The sequence below is a fragment of the Bacillus sp. FSL R10-2780 genome, assembly GCF_038006125.1.
GTDB lineage: Bacteria > Bacillota > Bacilli > Bacillales > Bacillaceae_G > Bacillus_A > Bacillus_A cereus_U.
This window is the reverse complement of record NZ_JBBOUQ010000001.1, coordinates 1,228,201-1,247,533: the sequence shown is the minus strand read 5'-3', so window position 1 is coordinate 1,247,533 and position 19,333 is coordinate 1,228,201. Positions and strand designations below refer to the sequence as shown.

The window sequence follows — 19,333 nt, the reverse complement described above, 5'->3', positions numbered from 1 at the left end:
TATAACAATACATAATTTTAGAAATTCCTCACTCAATTGGAATTTCTTATAAATTATTATGTCTGATAAGAAAAATTTTAATGCACTTAAAACTTCATCATACATTTCATCTATTTTTTTCGTTGCATATTCAAAATGATCATTCTATATCAGACCAACAAAAAAGAAGGTGGCCTAAAAATCAGTTTTACTGACTTTATCGGCAACCTTCTTTTATAAAGTATCTTCTTTTTGTAATTGCTTTTCTTCTTTCCAAAGTTTTCCTGGCCAAAAAGCGAAACGTCCTAATACAACTGTAATTGCTGGTACTAATAATGGTCTCACAATAAACGTATCTAGTAATACGCCGATTGCAGTCACAATACCAAATTGAACAAGAACTTGGATTGGCAACGTACCTAATACTGCAAAAGTTCCTGCTAAAATTAAACCAGCTGATGTAATTACACTTCCTGTTTGTATAACACCATTTTTCACTGCATCTACATGATTTTGTTTCTTTCTATTTTTCCATATTTCTGAGACCATAAAGATATTATAATCTTCTCCTAAGGCAACTAAAAATACGAATGCATATAATGGGATCGCGCCTTGTATTGCGGGAGCTCCCATACCAAAGTGAAGTACTATCCATCCTGCTCCTAGCGCTGAGAAGAATGATAAAACGACAGTTACAATTAAATAAATCATCGCGACGATAGAACGTAAGTAAACAAGCAATAATAAAGCGATAATACTAATCATCACAGGAATAATAACCGCTTCATCACGTTCTGTTATTTGTTTTGTATCATATAAGGAAGCTGTTTCCCCGCCAATCCACAATTGATTTTCTGCATTACTAATCCCTGTGTCTTTTAATACTTTTTTTACACTATTTTTCAATTCAGGGATTTGATCTAATGCTTCAATTGAGTATGGGTTTTCCACTAAAGAAACTTCATACATTTGCAATTGATTATTTTCTTTTCCCTTCATTGGTTCTTTCACTTTATTAACAAAGGATAATTTCTCTATTTCTTGTTTAATAGGTAAATCTTTTCCTTTTGAATCAACTACAATCTTTACTGGTGCTAATTCTCCAGCTGAAAAATGATCCGTGATTAATGTAAATCCTTCACGTGATGGCATATCTTTCGGGAATGATTCTAATAAATCGTACGTGTATTGAATACGTGGTACAAATGAAGCCAATCCTCCTAATAAAAATACAGTTAGCATAATAATTGTCCACGGTTTACGTACAACAATATCACCAATCTTTTTACTAAAGGCCCCCTTTGTAGTTTTTACTTTTAAAACTTTCTTTTTCGCAAACTCTTCATTCATTGCAGTTGTTCTCGGTATGAATGGGAAGAATGCAACTCTACCAAAAATTAATAATAATGCCGGAAGAATTGTTAATGCAGCGATTCCCATTATGAAAACAGCAACACTAAATGGTACTGCAAATCGATGAAAGGCTCCATAATGTGCAAGCAATAATGTTCCTAATCCTAATACTACAGTTAGTGCACTCATTATAATTGCACCACCTGAAGCTTTTATAGCAAGTTGCAGTGCCTTATATTTACTTTCTTCTTCTAACAGATACTCCCTATATCTTGAAATTAAAAATAAACAGTAATCCGTTCCTGCTCCAAACAGTAAAACAGTCATAATCGATATAGCCTGTGCATCTACTTTAATCCATCCATGATCGGCCAAAAAACCAAGTGTAGGACTTGTAATACCGTACGCAAATCCAACGACAATTAAAGGTAAAATTGCTAAAATTGGTGAACGGTACAGTAAAATTAATAAAACTAATACGAGAAGTACAGTAGCAACTAATAATTTCACATCAGCTTGACTGAATAAACTTACCGCATCCGTTTGAATACCTACCGGTCCAGATAATCGAACATGTAAACCAGAGTCGGTAATTTTTTGTTTGAACGGATCTTCATCCACTTTACTATTCACTATTTTTCGTAACTCTTCTAAATTACCTTTTAATATATCCGTTCCAGCAGATTTATTAAAAAATATTGGTGTAACAAATGATGTACCATCTTTTGATGCACTTTTTGATAATACTTGCTCTGGAATTGTATCAAATGGTGGTAATGTTGATTGTTCTTTTAAAGGACTGGCCTTTAATTCTTTATAAACATCTTGTATGAGTTTATAATCCTTTGACTGTAATCCACCATCTCGATGCCATACTACTAACAACGGATTTCCTGCATTATTAGGAAATTCTTTTTTCATAAGTGCTTCAGCTTGCTGTGACATAGCTGTTTCAGGTAAATTTTTCGGATTCGGTTCTTTCATACTGTTTACTTGTGGCAACGTAAATGAAAGTACCAATGTAATAAGAATCCAAACCGATAAAGTTATCCATTGCGTATTCTTCCCTGCTACAAGCTTCCCTAACATATTTAACGGGTGCTTTTTCATAAAAACCCACCTTCCTTTTCCCCACCAATATTAATTATATATACTGGTCGGTTAATTAATCAAGAATGATTAAAAAATTATGTTATAATTATCTCAATAATAAATGTCAGGAGCGAATGTATTTGGATCAAAAACAACGTCCTCTCGGAAGGCCTCGTCAAAATAAAAATACAAAATCTACAAAAGCAATCATTTTAGAAGTTGCAACTAGGTTATTTCTCACTCAAAATTATCAAGTTGTTTCGATGGATGAGGTCGCGAAAGAATGTGGTGTTACAAAAGCAACCGTCTACTATTACTATTCAACAAAAGCGGATTTATTTACCGCTACTATGATTCAAATGATGGTACGAATAAGAGAAAATATGGATCAAATCCTCTCTACAAATAAGACTTTGGAAGAAAGATTATTGGACTTTGCTACAGTATACTTACACGCAACGATGGATATTGATATGAAGAACTTTATGAAAGATGCAAAACTATCCTTATCTGAAGAGCAATTGAAGGAATTAAAAAATGCCGAGGATAACATGTATGATGTATTGGAAAAAGCACTCGATAATGCGACGGCCCTTGGAGAAATACCTAAAGGAGATCCTAAATTTGCTGCCCATGCTTTCGTAGCTTTATTATCAATCGGGAATTTTAAAGATGAGAATCACAATCCTACTCTTGCAAATATAGATGAATTAGCAAAACAAATCGTTTCGTTTTATTGGAATGGGTTAAGTCATTAAAATTAAATTGATTATATTTAATAAAGAGCACGTTTGAAATCCCTTCAAACATGCTCTTTATTAATTTAAGGGTTTTATTTATATACTAGCAATTAGATTATACTTTAGCACCGATTAACAAAAAATTCTTATCTACAGCTTTTGAATTTGTGCATTTATATTCCCCTTACTTAATCCACCATGGTAACAAACTACCGAATCAATTTCTAGATTTAAATACTTCTTCAAAGAATTTTGCGCTTCTTTTATATCCAAAGTAGTTGGGGCATGAATTCCCCCTAAAATTCCGTTTACGCTATACATTGAATCCCCAGCGATAAGAGTTTTACTTTGTCTCAAATATAAACTAATATGACCAGGAGTGTGCCCTGGGGTATGAATAATAAGAATACCACCGCAATATGGAAGTTCTTGGCCGTCAACCAAAGTATCATCCACTTTTCCTTTCGGAGGATTCTGTACTTGTGCATCCTTCAACAAAGGTAACTCCCCCTCGATATATGGCTTATCTAGATCGTGAGCATAGACTTTTATATTACTTCCACAGTTTTGTAATAGTTCAGGAAGACTACCTATATGATCTATATCTTGATGCGTCAAAATCACGGCTTTTAGTTTATCAAACGATACTCCAACCTTACCCATTTCTACTCGTATATCTTCAATTTGTCCAGGAAATCCAGTATCTATTAAAACTGCCATTTCATCATCCCATAAAAGAATTGGGTGAATAATATACTCTTGAAATTCAAGATGTAACATCTCTACTCCCTTAGCAATCTCCATGACTTTTGTCTCCTTTATTATTAGGTTTTTAAAATCTAAAAATAGATTTGAATACATAAAAAACTTAATAAATAAAACCCTGCTATCGTATAATATGCTTCGTCATACCAATCGAAAATTCCTCAAATCCAATTGATTCATAGTAATGTTTTAAATCTTCAACGCACATAAGTTGTGGAATAACTCGTTTTTGTTCGCAGTGCCGGATTAATCGTTCCACTATTTCTTTTCCAATGCCTTTGGACTGATATTCCGGTAATACACACACTCCGCAAATAATGCCCGTAATTACACCATCTGATATAATCCGTCCCATCCCTACTAACTTTTGGTCATCAAAAACATAAATTGCATACCAACTTTGTTTACACATTTTCTCTAACTCATTAACCGATAAGTTAAGAGAATTCCACCCTAAAGATTCATACATAGTTAATAATTCATTGAAATCTTTAGGGGGTTCAATTGTGTACTTTAAAATAGTTTTCATGTAAATACTCCCTATCATCCTTTTTGTTTTTATTCCCAAAAAATTTTGACCGTCGTCAAACTGACTCGAACAATACTTCAATAAGAAAAAAGGAAACTCCTTCTCTTTAAAAACATAAGGAACTTAATAAGATTGGTACCATATATATTTCTCTATTTAATATTTGTTTAGTATATCAACTAATGGTGAGTATAAAATATATACATTTCAACCATCACCAAATACTGAATCTAAATTACAATTATAAGAAAAAGAAGGTATCTCATCTTTGTGAGATACCTTCTTTTATATCAATCTATCATTATATTATCAACCGAAAATCATACAGCTACATACGATAAGAACAAACAAAACTAATAAACTATTTGAGAAATAACCCATAGAATACTACCCCTTTATTTCATTATGTAAAAGATTTTACCATAAAATTATTAATAGTATAATGACTGAAAAAGACATTGGCTTCATTAGTTTTTTATGTATAAAGTAATATTTTATAATTTTTCCATGCTCCTCTCATAAAAATACTTTAACTTTTCCTCTACTGTATTTCTCACGACTTAAATAACATCGTATTAGTAAATAAATAATTACTAATATCAATATAATTATTTGATTTTAAGTGAAAATAGTAATAAAATAATTACTAAATTGATAAAGGACACGAAAAATAATGACTAATAAAGAATTAACAAACGAATACATGAATTTATTATTAAATATGTCAGGTACTTTTAAATTATTATCAGAGAAATCCACTGAATTTACACATTTAGAGCAACACATAGTTGAGTATATTGCCCAGCAAAAGGTCGCTGTAAATTTAAAAATGATTGCTAGTTATTTAAACATACCTAAACAACAATTAAGTGTAACCGTTCGTAATTTAGAGCAAAACGGATACATTATAAAAAAACAAGATACAGTAGATAAACGAGCTGTTTTAATTTCCTTAACAGATAAAGCTGAAAAAGCACATTATGAAAGATGGAAACAAATTTATAATAATTTCACTAGTAATCTTGAAAAACTCAATGAAGAAGATCAACATGATTTAACTTACGGACTGTATAAAACAAATAAAATGCTATCAAAAATGCTAAATAACGACTAATCATATATATATAATATTTTTTATTATTAAACGGAGGACGTTTCATGGTTAAAGAAATAGATTTACAATCAGTTCAAGGTACTATGCTTATTCCACTATGGGGACGAGCATATGGTAGTGAGAAAAACAAGGATATTTTAGATGATACGGAAGCTATTCGGATTATTAAAGAATGCGACTTTGATTTCTCTAAAATAGCAGATACATTTGGCGAATACGGATGTATCACTTACATTACCCGTGCACGAAAAATTGATGATACTATAAAACAATTTATTACAAAGAATCCGAATGCTACTATAGTAAATATCGGTTCTGGACTAGACACTACTTTTTCAAGAATTGATAACGGTACAATACAGTGGTATAACCTTGATTTGCCTGATGCGATCGCTTTTCGCAAAACATTAATTGAAGATACACCACGAAATATACACATTGCCAAATCATTTTTTGACACTTCTTGGTTCAACGATATAAAATATGATCCAAAAGACGGTATTCTTTTTATATCAGCAGGTGTGTTTTATTACTTTAAAGAAGAGGAACTGAAGGAGATAATTGTCGCTATGGCAAAACGTTTTCCTGGAGGAGAGTTATATTTTGATGCTGAATCAAAGTTCGCACTGACGCTTTCGAATGCTACTGTAAAAAAATCTGGTAATAACGGTGCTATGATGTATTTTTATGTAAACAATCCAAAATCAATAGAAAGATGGTCTTCTAACATAAAAATATTAAGCTGTTCCCCTTTCTTTAAACATATACCTACAAATAAAGATTGGGATGGAAGTACACGAATCATGATGCGGATTGTAAATTTAATAAAGATGTTGAAGTTCGTTCATATACGGTTTGAAAAATGATTAATCTATAGCTTATATATTATATCGTATACAAAAAAGACCTCGATTTTATTAAATTCATATAATAATAGGATAGTTAGTCCATTATGAGGGCTAATTATCCTTTTTTATTTACATAATGAATGAAATAAGCAAAAAAATAAACATTCAGTTTAATCAGTATAATATAGATATATACCTTGAAACGTTCGTTTGGTTTTGGGAAGAGGACAAAGCCTCGGTGCGAAGGCAGCACTCCACTTTCGAGGACATTAAATAAACAATCCTAATTTGATTAGAGGTAGCCTAAAGATAAACAAAGGACGGGAGAGTATTTTAATGAGAGTTCAAGAAATACCCATTGTTAATAGAAAGGCTTACCCTTTACTGAATTCGGAAGGAAGACATGCTTCAGTTATAGTTTGTCACTATTTGGGTTATAAATCAGTCATTTTATCTTTATCTGGATTTCCCCCAAAACTAATGGGCTGTTCTCCTTTTCAATAGTTTCGAGTTAGGTCCGGGATTTCTAAAGGTCGCGTACGTTCCAAACAATCTCACCACGCTCGTCCCACGTACTGTGATGCCTCTCAAATCCTATCTTTTCTAACACCCGGAAAGACGCAACATTCCAAGCGCCTACAGTCGACCAAAGTCTGCGGCGCCCGGTAGCAATCGCAGCGTCCAGCACAACGGATGCTGCCTCAGTCGCATAGCCTTTACGATGAGCACTGCGGAACAACTCGTATGCGATCTCCGGCTCTTCCAGTGTGGAACGACCGATAATCAAGCCACAGTATCCGATGAAATCACCTTCGTCTCGTCGGCGAATAGTGAGAAGGGAAATACCATTTTCACTTGCTTTCTTACGCATCTCGATAAGCTTGCTACGAACGGCGTCAAGGGTTGGCATATCCACACCACGTTCGCCAATTAATTCTCTCATCCAGGCTGAATCAGATTCCTCCCACATACTCAAATCAAGTCGTTCAGTTTTCAGCTGGAACTCCATAGCTTTAAATAAAGTTGTCATAGTGGAAACCTCCTAGTTATGTCACTGCACTCATAATAGCTTCGCACCTCATCACCACATCAGGTTGGAAACCCGGCTATTTTCCAACTCTCGCGAGAATTTATAGCAACAGTGTACAAAAAATTAGTGTTATTTTATGAATAGGTAATTACCCTACAAAATAGAACTTTTTATCAAACTTTTTTCAAAACTAACTATAATATAAAGGCAAAAACATATTATACATATCAAATAGGTCCTTGCCTTTACTTTTATTGACTTCAACAACTATAACCTAAATATAATTCGGACGAGGTCTTTTTTACTTATCTTTCAACTAAGCTAATTGCTAACTCACGTTTGTATCGAATAGATGTGAAACCTTCACCTACAGGTAGTCCATAAGCTGGTCTTTCATCTTGGTATTTAAATCCAACTGCTTCATAAAATGGAATCCCCATAGCATTATCTTTTGCAACTGAAACCCATTGTTCTTTTGCACCACGTTCAATTTGATCATTTGTAATTATAGAAAGTAATTCTGTACCAATGCCTTCTCTTTTTCTATTTGGATTTAAATATATTACAAATAACTCTGCTGTTTCTTTGCCAGTGAACCCACCTCCACCAGCTCCGAGTATTTCTCCATTATTACTTGCAACAAACCAGCCATTCCACTCTTGGCTAATATTTAACATTTCCCTTCTCACTCTTTCTTCATTGTAAAACTCCTTGATCGTACTTTCTATGTATTGCCAGGGCAACAAACCTGGGTATGTATTTCTATAACCGTCTGAACACACTTTAATAATCCCTTGTATATCTTCTACTCTTGCTTTTCTGTATTCAATCATATTGCATCCTCCCCAATTATAAATAATTCACAACTTATATAATTCAATATCCCTATAATTAATCCTCTCCATGTTTTTATACTATATTTCTAAAAACTCTATAATCGCTTCACATACATTATCTGTTTCTTCGATTTCTGGAAAATGTGCACTATTTTCAAATATAACAAGTTTACTATTTTTCAAATGACTCGTTATCCTTTTACTCATTTCCACACCAGTATTATAGTCATGCGCTCCAACAATGACACATGTATCTTGTTCCAAATCATTAATGCGCTCAATAAGCGATACAATTGATTTCGTTTCAAAAATAACTTTACTCATCTTCCCTGTATTATTTAAATGATTTTCTTCCCAAAGACTACGATTTAACTCTGCAAATTCTTGATTTTTAAACAATAGCTGATTAGCTACATGTTTCTATATAAATTCCAAACAAGTATTACAACAAAAGCTGTACCCTTATACAAAAAAGGTACAGCTTTTTAACAACATACACTAAGAGGTTTATTATCCTAACTAAATCACTTTCACATGACTTCAATAATTCATTTGTTAACATGCATTTCAAATTCTTTCGATACATTGAATTCATATTATTGTTTAATTTTCATAATCAAATAAAACATTTTTAACTACGCTACATTAACAGCTTTATTCTTCAAAACAAACTTTCCAAATAAGAAACGTACAAGAGGTCCCATTATTATTAATTGCAGTGGGTACGCCATAATAAAATTTTTAATAAAGACCGAGAAATAAATTGAAATGAATGAGTCACCATGTAACCCATTATGTAAATACATCATAGCCATTCCATAAAATGACATGAAGAATACCATTCCGATTACCATTGTTGTTGCCATCGCAATAATCATGTTTATTTTTTTGGATTTATCAAGTGGTAATGCAAATACAATCTTTTTCGCACACGGTCCTACGATACATATTTCAATTAATAGCGCAATAATAAATCCAATTATTAGTTCTAATGCGATCTCCTTGATATGAATTGGCCCTCCTGCTCCATTCATTAATAAATTGTAAAACGTCATAACGATAACCATCCCTAGGCACATCATCATACCGAATTGGAGGTTTTCCTTTCTTGTTGTTGGCAATTTCTATCATCCTTTCTGTTTAAGTCTTTGCCATTATATCGATATTGGAAACCCCTTCGTAAGTGAACATTTTGTGAACGTTTTTAAAGCGTTTACGTGCATTTCTTTCAGGCTTCACTCCAATCCTCCCACTTTATAACTTTTCACTTATAAAGGTTTTATATATTTTAATGTTGAATTATTAAATTTAATATTGAATTATATGATAATTACTACTAGGAGGATAACCATGAATAAAGCAGAATTTTACGCATATCACATCGTTACAAGGAAAACAATGAGTATCGGACAAATCATTCATTTTGACAAAAATCAAACTAATACCCTCTATCACTTCTTTTTTGAAAGAGAACAATTAAATTCTCATGATGAAGACTCCATTCAAATTTTAAAAAGTCATTATCTCAATGAGGAATTACATATACATAATGAAAATGCTAAAGTAGTTATGAATTATATAGATCAAACAATTAGAGCGGTTAGAGAAACGATTGTAGAAATGGTTAGACTGCAAGAATTTCCTGAATATCCTTCAAGGTTGTCTTGCTTATATGCTTCCAAAAGCTATGAAGATGCTTTGAAATGGAAAGCGCTATTTGATTCTTACAATCGAAAAGTTTTGCAGATTGTTAAACTACGAGTGATCGGTAGTTCTTTTGAAGGTGACGGAAATCTTTTACCGAAAGAAGATGGTATTCCTTTCGCTCAAAAAATTGAACAGGCTAAAGAGTATTGGAAAGGAAACGTTAGAAATGAACTTCCTGAGCTATTAATTAATGGAAAAATTGAAGTGGTAGAAATTATCGATGATTTTTCCTCAATTCATATTTAATTAATATAGGATGGAGATTACAATGATGAAAAAAGTGTACTTCAATCATGATGGTGGTGTAGATGATTTAATTTCATTGTTCCTATTACTTCAGATGGACAATATTGACCTCACAGGTGTTTCTATTATCCCAGCAGATTGCTATTTAGAACCAGCAATATCTGCAAGTCGTAAAATTATCGATCGCTTTGGAAAAGGTAATATTGAAGTAGCAGCGTCAAACTCTCGTGGGAAAAATCCATTTCCAAAAGACTGGCGGATGCATGCATTTTATGTAGATGCTTTACCAATTTTAAATGAGTCTGGGAAAGTTGTAACACCCGTAGCAGCTAAACCTGCACATCATCATATAATAGAGACTCTTCTACAAACTGATGGAAAAACAACTTTATTATTTACAGGGCCCCTGACTGACCTTGCCCGTGCATTATATGAAGTACCTGTAATCGAAGAAAAAATTGAACGTCTCGTTTGGATGGGCGGCACATTTCGTACTGCAGGAAATGTTCATGAACCTGAACACGATGGAACAGCCGAATGGAATTCATTTTGGGATCCCGAAGCAGTATCTCGTGTTTGGGATGCTAATATAGTAATTGATTTAGTAACTCTAGAAAGTACTAATCAGGTTCCACTAACTGTAGACGTACGTGAACGTTGGGCAAAAGAGCGAAAGTATATTGGTGTTGACTTCCTTGGTCAATGCTATGCAATGGTCCCTCCTCTCGTTCACTTTTCAACTAACTCTACCTACTATTTGTGGGATGTATTAACTACTGCATTTGTTGGAAACACTGATCTCGTAAAAACACAAATGATTACTAGTATCGTTCATACATACGGACCCAGTCAAGGACGTACAGTGGAAACTGCTAACGGAAGACCAGTAAATGTCGTTTATGATGTGAAACGTGATGCATTCTTTGAATATATTACTGAATTAGCTAAAAAAGCTGCTAATCACAACCAGTGTTGAAAGCCGTATAAACCCAGGTGATGAGCCAGCCAAAAAATTTAGAAATTGGTTGGAACTTAATATTTAATTTTTAAAAAGAGTATTGAATTAAATTTCAATACTCTTTTTGTGCAGTTTAACTATATTCAAATCAGAATAAGCTTCAATCCGATTTGAGTTAGGTTTTACAGATTAACCATTTCATAACCATTTACAAAGTACGTTATTGTTTCTAGCTCATCTTCATTTAATTCTCTATCTAGTTCTTGTTTATATGCTGCTTTTATCTTCTCTTCATCGCCTTTATGAGTTTCCGTATAAGTTCCTACTGTTTTTAGCAAATGAATTTCTTGTGAAAACTCATCCCGATTTATAGCTGTCCCATGAGAAAGAATATATGTCTCAGCATCAAATTTCTCTAATTCTTGTATCAGTTTAAACGTTCGTTTCGTTGTATAGTTCCGCTTTTCAGAAAAGATATCTGCATATATACAGTCTCCTAAAAACAAAATCTTTTCTTCTTTAATATAAATAACAACAGAGTCATGAGAATGGTCTCCGCCCACATGCTCTAACACACATGTCACATCACCAAGGTCTAATTCAAGTTGTTTCTGAAAGGTTAAGGGCGGCGGAAGAATTTGAATATTTCTTGGTTTTTCACTGAACTCTTTTTTTATACAGTCCGCACAAAATTCAATTTCTGTACCTTCTTTCACTCGTGCGTCCAATGCCTCATCCGACCACTCATAAGAAACAAGTGTGTTCATCTCTTTTTTTGTTTCAAAATGTGCGATAGACAATGCATTTTGTAATACAGGCAATCCAAAAATATGATCCCAGTGCCAATGCGTTAATGCTACAAAATCAGGATTTGAGATATTTTGCTCTTTTAGCATTTCTAAAAACAATTGTGTATGTGCTTCTGAATTACCTGCATCTATCATCAAAGTCTTTTCTTTTCCAACTACGATTCCTAAGATAGGTCTATCAGTCTCGGAAACGGGTGTCATATACCAAAATGCGTTTCCTATTTTTTTAATTTGCTGCATAACTATTGCCTCCATTTTATGACTGTGTAAAAATTCCCAGCCGAGAAATTTCTTTATTCTTTATTTTGATTACTAGTAAATAACAATGTCAGAAATGAAATCATTCTACATTTTTTATTATCTAGTGAAATACAAATACTAATGATAATTTTGACAGGTAATCCTTTCTCGATATTTGTTACCTTTAATCTATTTTACGCTACGAACTTGCCTTTAAATTATATTACAATTTGTATAAATGAGATACATTTTACAATATCGAAGGAGTGCTGAACCGTGAATGCAAAGGAAACAATCATTCCCTATTTCGGTAATGTGTTAACAGATAAAAAGTTGATTAATCAATGAATTTAATGAGGAAGGCTACCATGTTATCAGCTGAATAAAAGCAGCAACTATACAGTTGCTGCTTCCAACATTTCTTTTTGTATTTCAACACGTTTGATTTGGTGAGGGTCTTTAGAAAGAATTTTAAATGCATATCCTTCGCTATTTACTGTTTGCCCTTCTTGGATATCATAATTCTGCATCAGAATCCAACCACCAATCGTGTCAACATCACTATCATTCATATGTAATCCTAGTAAATCATTTAATTCGCTAATTAATACCTTACCTTCTACGACAACATGTCCTTCATTCATTTGCTGAATGGGCGGACGCTCATCTTCATCGTATTCATCACGTATTTCTCCTACAATCTCTTCCAGTATATCCTCAATGGTTACAATACCAGCCGTACCGCCGTATTCATCATATAAGACAGCCAACGGAATACGTTTCTTTTGCATTTGTAGTAAAAGATTATGTATTGGTATGGTCTCAATTACTTCAATTACTGGACGCGTATACGATTGAATAGAACTGAATTCTTTTGCTTCCTTATTCATATAACGGATAAAGAAATCTTTCACATTCACCATACCAATGATTTCATCTTTATCTTCCCCAAATACTGGGTAACGTGTGTACTTTTCATCACGGATTATTTTCATATGGTCTGCTAAAGAATTATCTACATGTAGCCCTATAATTTCTGTACGAGGGACCATGATTTCTTTCGCAATACGATTATCAAATTCAAAAATATTATTTACATATTTGTATTCAGCTTGATTAATTTCTCCACGTTCATAACTTTCAGAAAGAATCAATCGTAATTCTTCTTCTGTATGTGCTACATCATGCTCTGATGCAGGTTTTAAGCCGAACATTCCGGTTATCATCCTTGCAGAGCCATTTAACAAGCGAATAAACGGATACATGATTTTGTAGAACCAGATAAGCGGAGCCGAAAGTAATAAAGTAACCTTCTCAGCCTTTTGAATCGCGAATGTTTTTGGTGCTAATTCACCAACTACAACATGTAAGTACGTCATTATAGTAAAAGCAATTCCTAAAGATAATACACCTGCAATGGAAGGATTGATGTTCCACTTATCAAATAAAGGATGTAAAAGTCTCTCAATCGTTGGTTCACCTAGTGCTCCAAGTCCCATTGCTGTAACTGTAATCCCTAATTGACAAGCTGACAAATATTCATCCAAGTTTGATGTCACTTTCTTAGCTGCCAGCGCACCCTTCTTTCCTTCTAATACAAATTGATCAATCTTTGAACCTCTTACTTTTACAATAGCAAACTCAATTGCCACGAAAAATGCAGTACATGCGATTAAAACCGCTACCATGATTAAATTAAATATGTCCAACTAATTCCCTTAGCTTTCTTGAAACTAAAGGATTCACCTCCTGATATATTTTCTCTTTCCATACCTATAATTTCATACACATTAACATGAGATTGTATACAATCTACATTCTCAAAATGATGAGGGGTACTCTGAGAAAATCGAGGTCATTTAGCCACCTATCCGAGTCAACATCTGAGTCCAATACATTTCCACCGCCTTGATTAAATTATCTATATGTTAGCATGAGAAATAAATCCCAGTCAACGTTAACATTTGAAATACCCTGAAAATTAAACAAAGAATTTCTCTCCCCTGTTTCCTTAGATTTCTTAATGCGTGCACCAAACACTATACCATACCCTCCGCTTCCACTAACTATATTATTTTTTGTTCATTATTTACATTCCTTCTCACAGTAAAAAGTAAAGCGCAGTAATTTTTATCAGACTTTTCGAAAACACTTTGACACACATATTAGCCAATGCTAATATGAATGAAGAATAAACATATTAGTAATGACTAATACGATTGGAGTGAATACGATTGTGCAACTCAAATGACTTAGATATTAAAGCCAAATTTATTCGAGGCTTTGCTGATAAAACAAGACTTCAGATTCTTCAATGTATGTTAGATGGTGAAAAAACGGTATCCGAAATTGTAGAAATCACTAAAGGAAATCAATCAAATATCTCACAACATTTGAACTGTTTAAAGGGATGCGGCATCATCCTAGGTAGACAAGAAGGAAAATATATCTACTATTCCTTACGCAGTACACAAATTGAACAGTTACTTACAATGTTCGATGTTGTCTTTCATGAGGTACAAAATGAAGTAGCATCATGTGATAAAAACGATGGTTGTTTATCTCAAAAAGGAGAGAACTGACATGACAGATAAAAAGGAGAGCGAAAAACAAACGAATTGCTGTCAAGATTCTTCCATAGCACCCACAAAAGAAGAATTAGCAACGGAAACTTCATCGTGTTGCTCTTCAAAAAAAGAGATTCCAATTATCCCTATTACTAAGGAAATCTCTTGCTGTAGTAGTAACAACAATTCTATTAAAACTGAAACCTGTTGTTCATCTGAATTAGACCTACCCAAAGAACCAGTGACATCAAAATCTTCTTGCTGTAGTGACCCATCACCTCTTCTTAATACTCAAAAAATATCAGGAGATGGCGTACAAACTTATCTTGTAGAAGGTATGGATTGTGGGGCATGTGCTTTAACAATCGAAAAGCATCTACACAATGTTTCTGGCGTGGAAGAAGTTCGAGTAAACTTCGCTACTGGAAAAATGCATATTCGTCATGACCGGAATGTGGATGACATTATAAAAGAAGTGTCTAACGCAGGATTTGAAGCGTCTCTAGCTGGCGCTCGTAGAGGGGCAACACCTATTTCAAAATCAAAAAATACAACTTTGATTCTCTCAGGTTTATTTTTAGCTTTAGGATTTGGAGGAAGTTTTACAATCATATCCCCTCTTCTTATTACACTTCTCTATGCTATGAGCATTGGTATTAGTGGTTATAAACCTGCTAAAAGTGCCTTTTATGCAATTAGAAGTAAATCGCTCGATATGAACGTTCTCATGATATCAGCCGCTATTGGTGCTGCATTAATTGGTCAATGGCTAGAAGGCGCAACAGTTGTTTGGTTATTTGCATTAGGGGCAACGCTACAAAATAAATCAATTGAACGTACACGAGAATCTATTCGTGGATTAATTGATTTAGCACCATCAGAAGCTTGGATAAAAATTGGAACTGAACTTATAAAAAAATCCATTGATGATATTGCAGTAAATACAACGATTGTTGTAAAGCCAGGTGAAAAAATCCCATTAGACGGCACAGTTATAGGAGGCACTTCTACTGTAAACCAAGCGCCGATAACTGGTGAATCTATCCCAATTGATAAACAAATTGGTGATTCCGTATATGCAGGAACGATTAATGATGAAGGTTCTCTTGAGATTACAGTCACTAAACTTGTTGAGGATACTACGTTATCTCGAATTATTCACCTTGTAGAGGAAGCACAGGAAAATAAAGCACCGACAGAAGCATTTGTTGATCGTTTTGCAAAAATCTATACACCTATCGTTTTTGTATTAGCAATTGGTGTCATGATTATCCCTCCCCTTCTTGGTATGGGCGAATGGATGGAATGGTTTTATAAAGGATTAGAACTTCTTGTTGTTGCGTGTCCTTGTGCTTTAGTTATCTCAACTCCTGTTGCTATTGTATCTGCAATTGGAAATGCAGCAAGAAACGGTGTACTCATTAAAGGTGGTACTGCTCTAGAAATCGCAGGTTCATTAAATGCTATTGCATTTGATAAAACAGGTACATTGACTGAAGGAAAACCAAAAGTAATGCATGTACGAAGCTCAGATTGTACTGAAGATGAGTTATTATCAATTGCAGCAACGATTGAAGAATATTCTAATCATCCAATTGCAAAAGCCATTACAGCATATGCGAAAGAACACCAGACCTCTATTCAAAGTGGAACCGACTTTCGCGCCATTGTAGGAAAAGGTGCGCAAGTAACGATAAATGGCGAAACATACTACGCTGGAAATAAAGCATTATACGAAGAGTTTGGAGTTTCACTTCAAATGTGGAACGAACCAATTCAGGAAATGCAAAGAATTGGTCAAACCGTGATACTTGTTGGAACAGACAAAGTTATTTTAGGGATGATTTCAGTAGCAGACTCCATCCGTTCTACTACTTATGGAACAATTCAAGAATTAAAACGATCAGGTATTCAAGAAACTGTTATGTTAACAGGAGACAATGAAGGAACAGCTGAACATATTGCACTGAAAGCAAAAGTAGATCGTTATTTTGCTAATTTGCTTCCAGAAGATAAAGTTCATTCTGTAAAACAACTTCAATCTGAAGGGAAAACAGTAGCCATGATTGGGGATGGTATTAATGATGCCCCTGCCCTCGCTACCGCAAACCTTGGTATTGCAATGGGCGGTGCAGGAACTGATACCGCAATGGAAACGGCAGATATTGTATTAATGGCAGATAATCTTGAAAAACTTCCTTATACAATGAAACTAAGTCGGAAAGCATTGCACATCATAAAACAAAATATTTGGTTCTCATTGATTATTAAATTTATCGCCCTTGCCTTTATCTTCCCAGGTTGGCTTACTCTTTGGATGGCTGTCCTAAGTGATACTGGCGCTGCACTTATTGTAATCCTGAACAGTATGCGTTTATTACGGAACAAATAATAAGATAAAAACTAACACGGTAGTTTCGGCTACCGTGTTAGTTTTTATCTTTTCTATATTTTTCCCTTTCCATTGCTGATAAAACTTTTACAATGGAACAATTCCGTAGATGTAAGAACGCTTCGGAGCCGCAGCATTTTCTTTCTATAAGAACGAACTGATTACGATACCTTATACTAATTCTTCAACAAGAAGACCCTTTAGGCTTTTTCCTAACCGCCATTTATCTCCCCCTACTAATTTGTCCATTTCCTACCCATTCCTTGGGGTGGGAGCTGTTCAAGATTGATCAAAATGGATTCAACTTTTGAGATTAATTATTTAGCTTTTATAAAAAAGTTTGATCATTTTCTGTCTGTATTGTTCAACAATCGCGCCCTTTAATGGAATAACTATCTTAAAATCACTTAATTCTTAATTAACTATAGATTTAGTTTAATAAGAAAACATAGTTGTTTGGTTAGTTAATTTTGTCCCTTTGAACCTGTGCAATTTGACGTCATCACATGTTATTTATCTATATTGGAAATAACTGCTCCAGTCATGGCATCAATGTACTGGATGGAGGTCCTGGAATGACGATCACACGCTCGATAAACAAGGATATAGGATTCTGTTTCACTATCATAATTTTTGTTCCAAGCTAATTCAAAATCCAAATGATTGATAAATATTTCACTTGCTTCTTTTTTAGAAATAACCGGTTCAACAGGGATTTGGCTCAATTGTTCCATATCAAAACGCGGTCCACTATAATGATCAACCTGTCCTGTTTGACGATTAACAACAACCATAACTAATTCAAGTTGAATTGGTATACCATGACCGTTATGCATATGGAATGTAAATGATTCTTTCATTGAAGAATCATCCTCTTCTTCCTCGTTTTCTCGAACAATCAGTTGTAAATACCGATAATAATCTGGAACAATCATTTGTAAAAACGCAATGGCTTTTTGATAACACGCCTCACGACTAAGTCTAAGATCGCCACTTCGTTCATTAAACCACATAAAGCTTCTGATTTTACCAGTTTTCTTTGAAATGAAGGCTTTAACTGTATCTTCTGACTGTCTTTTGAAAAAGTCATTTATAGATAAATCCCCTTCCTTCATCTCCCAGTCCCGATTACGCCACACTATGCCCGTTTCTTCTCCCATATCTACTTCACGAATGACTTCCATCCTCTCGGTAATACCAATGATATCTTCAATAGATAAATCTTTTCGTACGGTCGTACTCGAAGGAGGAGTAAGCAAGACATATGTTTGCGGAGCGTCTTCGTCATGTATAATCGTTAACGTTGGTTTCAAAACGTCAGCTTTATATTTCATAAAAAATTGCTCAGGTTCGTACACAAGACGGAGTCCATCTACTGCTACATCATGAGTAGCAGTAGACAACTTTGCAATTGTCAGTTGAAAATCAAGTCTATTTTGTACGTGTTCAACCAGTTTTTCTTTTGAAATCAACATTTTTGGAATAACAAGAATCCCTTTCACACCTTTATATATAAAATTAACAATATTCCCCGCGAGGTCTATATCAATATAACAACCAGCATGTTCTAACGGTAAATCCATAACGATTTGTTCATAGTAAAAACGGTCTGCACAAGTAATTTTTTTTGTTTTATAGTATGTTAAATCTTTTAATGCTTCAGGATAATTGCTAAGTAAGAATTGTTCGGCACATTCTCTTTTTTCCTCTATATTTAAAGGAATCACATCTGAATTTTTATCGTTATTATCAATTGTTAAACCAGTCAAATTACCAGATAAATCTAAGTTAACAGTAATACCCTCATCTTGTTCTTCGTTTGTCCATGAAAAAATAGCCTCCCCTTCTCCATTCTCTCGCTCAACATACTCCTCTATGAGAGGTTGAAAATGACTAGGAATTTTGACCATCGATATTGCACGTTTCTTTAATTCTTCTCTTAGCAAGCAAGCCACCTCTGTATTTTTGATATTTCTTTCTCTTTCTCAACTATTTAAATTTTACATTACTTAAAAGAATTGATATATTTTCTTGCATTTTCCTGCTCCTTTGAATAACTTCAGTATAATAACTACTTCGAAACCTTTTCAAGAAATTCCTGCATATTCCATTAAGTGGCCCAATTCAA

The 19,333-nt window shown here is 34.0% G+C and carries 16 protein-coding genes and 1 pseudogene; 7 read left to right on the top strand and 10 right to left on the bottom strand.

All coding sequences use genetic code 11. The features are described 5' to 3' along the window. Positions 1-213: 213 nt before the first annotated feature. Positions 214-2,442 carry an MMPL family transporter gene (locus tag NSQ47_RS06535; protein ID WP_341036394.1) on the bottom strand — a complete coding sequence of 743 codons (2,229 nt, stop codon included), beginning with the start codon at positions 2,440-2,442 and terminating at the stop codon, positions 214-216. 122 nt (positions 2,443-2,564) lie between these two features. On the opposite strand from NSQ47_RS06535, the gene NSQ47_RS06530 reads away from it, so the two are divergent. Further along, a complete protein-coding gene (locus NSQ47_RS06530; RefSeq protein WP_078174335.1) occupies positions 2,565-3,182 on the top strand; it encodes a TetR/AcrR family transcriptional regulator in 618 nt (205 codons plus the stop codon). 132 nt (positions 3,183-3,314) lie between these two features. Here NSQ47_RS06530 and NSQ47_RS06525 read toward each other — a convergent pair whose 3' ends face one another. Then, the gene (locus NSQ47_RS06525) at positions 3,315-3,968 is read right to left on the bottom strand and encodes an MBL fold metallo-hydrolase (RefSeq protein ID WP_215598371.1); all 654 of its coding nucleotides are present in this window, start codon (positions 3,966-3,968) and stop codon (positions 3,315-3,317) included. Between the two features lie 82 nt (positions 3,969-4,050). Continuing rightward, entirely contained in the window at positions 4,051-4,458 is a 408-nt protein-coding gene (locus NSQ47_RS06520; protein ID WP_002157875.1) for a GNAT family N-acetyltransferase, read from the bottom strand. Between the two features lie 673 nt (positions 4,459-5,131). Here NSQ47_RS06520 and NSQ47_RS06515 point away from each other — a divergent pair. Next, positions 5,132-5,572, top strand: a complete 441-nt coding sequence (locus NSQ47_RS06515; RefSeq protein ID WP_016104817.1) for a MarR family winged helix-turn-helix transcriptional regulator — start codon at positions 5,132-5,134, stop codon at positions 5,570-5,572. 44 nt (positions 5,573-5,616) lie between these two features. Beyond that, entirely contained in the window at positions 5,617-6,438 is an 822-nt protein-coding gene (locus NSQ47_RS06510; RefSeq protein WP_341036393.1) for a class I SAM-dependent methyltransferase, read from the top strand. Positions 6,439-6,946: 508 nt separating this feature from the next. Here the strand turns inward: NSQ47_RS06510 and NSQ47_RS06505 are convergent. The 4 genes and pseudogenes from NSQ47_RS06505 to NSQ47_RS06490 form a co-directional block, all read right to left on the bottom strand. Continuing rightward, the gene (locus NSQ47_RS06505; protein ID WP_002157880.1) at positions 6,947-7,450 is read right to left on the bottom strand and encodes a GNAT family N-acetyltransferase; all 504 of its coding nucleotides are present in this window, start codon (positions 7,448-7,450) and stop codon (positions 6,947-6,949) included. Positions 7,451-7,755: 305 nt separating this feature from the next. Continuing rightward, a complete protein-coding gene (locus tag NSQ47_RS06500) occupies positions 7,756-8,283 on the bottom strand; it encodes a GNAT family N-acetyltransferase (RefSeq protein WP_340823708.1) in 528 nt (175 codons plus the stop codon). Positions 8,284-8,364: 81 nt separating this feature from the next. Next, positions 8,365-8,694: pseudogene (locus NSQ47_RS06495) on the bottom strand (alpha/beta fold hydrolase); the annotation flags it as partial. A 227-nt stretch (positions 8,695-8,921) separates the two neighbouring features. Beyond that, a complete protein-coding gene (locus tag NSQ47_RS06490) occupies positions 8,922-9,407 on the bottom strand; it encodes a DUF2798 domain-containing protein (RefSeq protein WP_335471011.1) in 486 nt (161 codons plus the stop codon). A 229-nt stretch (positions 9,408-9,636) separates the two neighbouring features. Between NSQ47_RS06490 and NSQ47_RS06485 the strand changes: the two genes are divergently transcribed. Both NSQ47_RS06485 and NSQ47_RS06480 read left to right on the top strand, forming a co-directional pair. After that, on the top strand, positions 9,637-10,239 hold the full coding sequence (locus NSQ47_RS06485; protein WP_340823703.1) for a DUF2441 domain-containing protein: 603 nt from the start codon (positions 9,637-9,639) through the stop codon (positions 10,237-10,239). Between the two features lie 10 nt (positions 10,240-10,249). Continuing rightward, complete coding sequence (locus NSQ47_RS06480) at positions 10,250-11,215, top strand: nucleoside hydrolase (protein WP_195743333.1); 966 nt, start codon at positions 10,250-10,252, stop codon at positions 11,213-11,215. A gap of 164 nt (positions 11,216-11,379) precedes the next feature. Here the strand turns inward: NSQ47_RS06480 and NSQ47_RS06475 are convergent, their stop codons facing one another. Both NSQ47_RS06475 and NSQ47_RS06470 read right to left on the bottom strand, forming a co-directional pair. Then, positions 11,380-12,261, bottom strand: coding sequence for an MBL fold metallo-hydrolase (locus tag NSQ47_RS06475; protein ID WP_340823699.1), 882 nt, complete (start codon positions 12,259-12,261; stop codon positions 11,380-11,382). A gap of 380 nt (positions 12,262-12,641) precedes the next feature. Continuing rightward, entirely contained in the window at positions 12,642-13,955 is a 1,314-nt protein-coding gene (locus NSQ47_RS06470) for a hemolysin family protein (RefSeq protein ID WP_016104808.1), read from the bottom strand. A gap of 525 nt (positions 13,956-14,480) precedes the next feature. Between NSQ47_RS06470 and NSQ47_RS06465 the strand changes: the two genes are divergently transcribed. Continuing rightward, positions 14,481-14,828, top strand: a complete 348-nt coding sequence (locus NSQ47_RS06465; RefSeq protein WP_340823697.1) for an ArsR/SmtB family transcription factor — start codon at positions 14,481-14,483, stop codon at positions 14,826-14,828. A 1-nt stretch (position 14,829) separates the two neighbouring features. Further along, positions 14,830-17,205 carry a heavy metal translocating P-type ATPase gene (locus tag NSQ47_RS06460; protein ID WP_340823695.1) on the top strand — a complete coding sequence of 792 codons (2,376 nt, stop codon included), beginning with the start codon at positions 14,830-14,832 and terminating at the stop codon, positions 17,203-17,205. A gap of 509 nt (positions 17,206-17,714) precedes the next feature. On the opposite strand, the gene NSQ47_RS06455 is transcribed toward NSQ47_RS06460, so the two are convergent. Continuing rightward, entirely contained in the window at positions 17,715-19,151 is a 1,437-nt protein-coding gene (locus tag NSQ47_RS06455; RefSeq protein WP_340826895.1) for a YcdB/YcdC domain-containing protein, read from the bottom strand. Positions 19,152-19,333: the final 182 nt, after the last annotated feature.

Coding starts and splice junctions, on each gene's coding strand:
- NSQ47_RS06535 (WP_341036394.1), bottom strand. CDS start 2,442: ATGAAAAAGCACCCGTTAAATATGTTAGGGAAGCTTGTAGCAGGGAAG.
- NSQ47_RS06525 (WP_215598371.1), bottom strand. CDS start 3,968: ATGGAGATTGCTAAGGGAGTAGAGATGTTACATCTTGAATTTCAAGAG.
- NSQ47_RS06520 (WP_002157875.1), bottom strand. CDS start 4,458: ATGAAAACTATTTTAAAGTACACAATTGAACCCCCTAAAGATTTCAAT.
- NSQ47_RS06515 (WP_016104817.1), top strand. CDS start 5,132: ATGACTAATAAAGAATTAACAAACGAATACATGAATTTATTATTAAAT.
- NSQ47_RS06510 (WP_341036393.1), top strand. CDS start 5,617: ATGGTTAAAGAAATAGATTTACAATCAGTTCAAGGTACTATGCTTATT.
- NSQ47_RS06505 (WP_002157880.1), bottom strand. CDS start 7,450: ATGACAACTTTATTTAAAGCTATGGAGTTCCAGCTGAAAACTGAACGA.
- NSQ47_RS06500 (WP_340823708.1), bottom strand. CDS start 8,283: ATGATTGAATACAGAAAAGCAAGAGTAGAAGATATACAAGGGATTATT.
- NSQ47_RS06485 (WP_340823703.1), top strand. CDS start 9,637: ATGAATAAAGCAGAATTTTACGCATATCACATCGTTACAAGGAAAACA.
- NSQ47_RS06480 (WP_195743333.1), top strand. CDS start 10,250: ATGGAGATTACAATGATGAAAAAAGTGTACTTCAATCATGATGGTGGT.
- NSQ47_RS06475 (WP_340823699.1), bottom strand. CDS start 12,261: ATGGAGGCAATAGTTATGCAGCAAATTAAAAAAATAGGAAACGCATTT.
- NSQ47_RS06460 (WP_340823695.1), top strand. CDS start 14,830: ATGACAGATAAAAAGGAGAGCGAAAAACAAACGAATTGCTGTCAAGAT.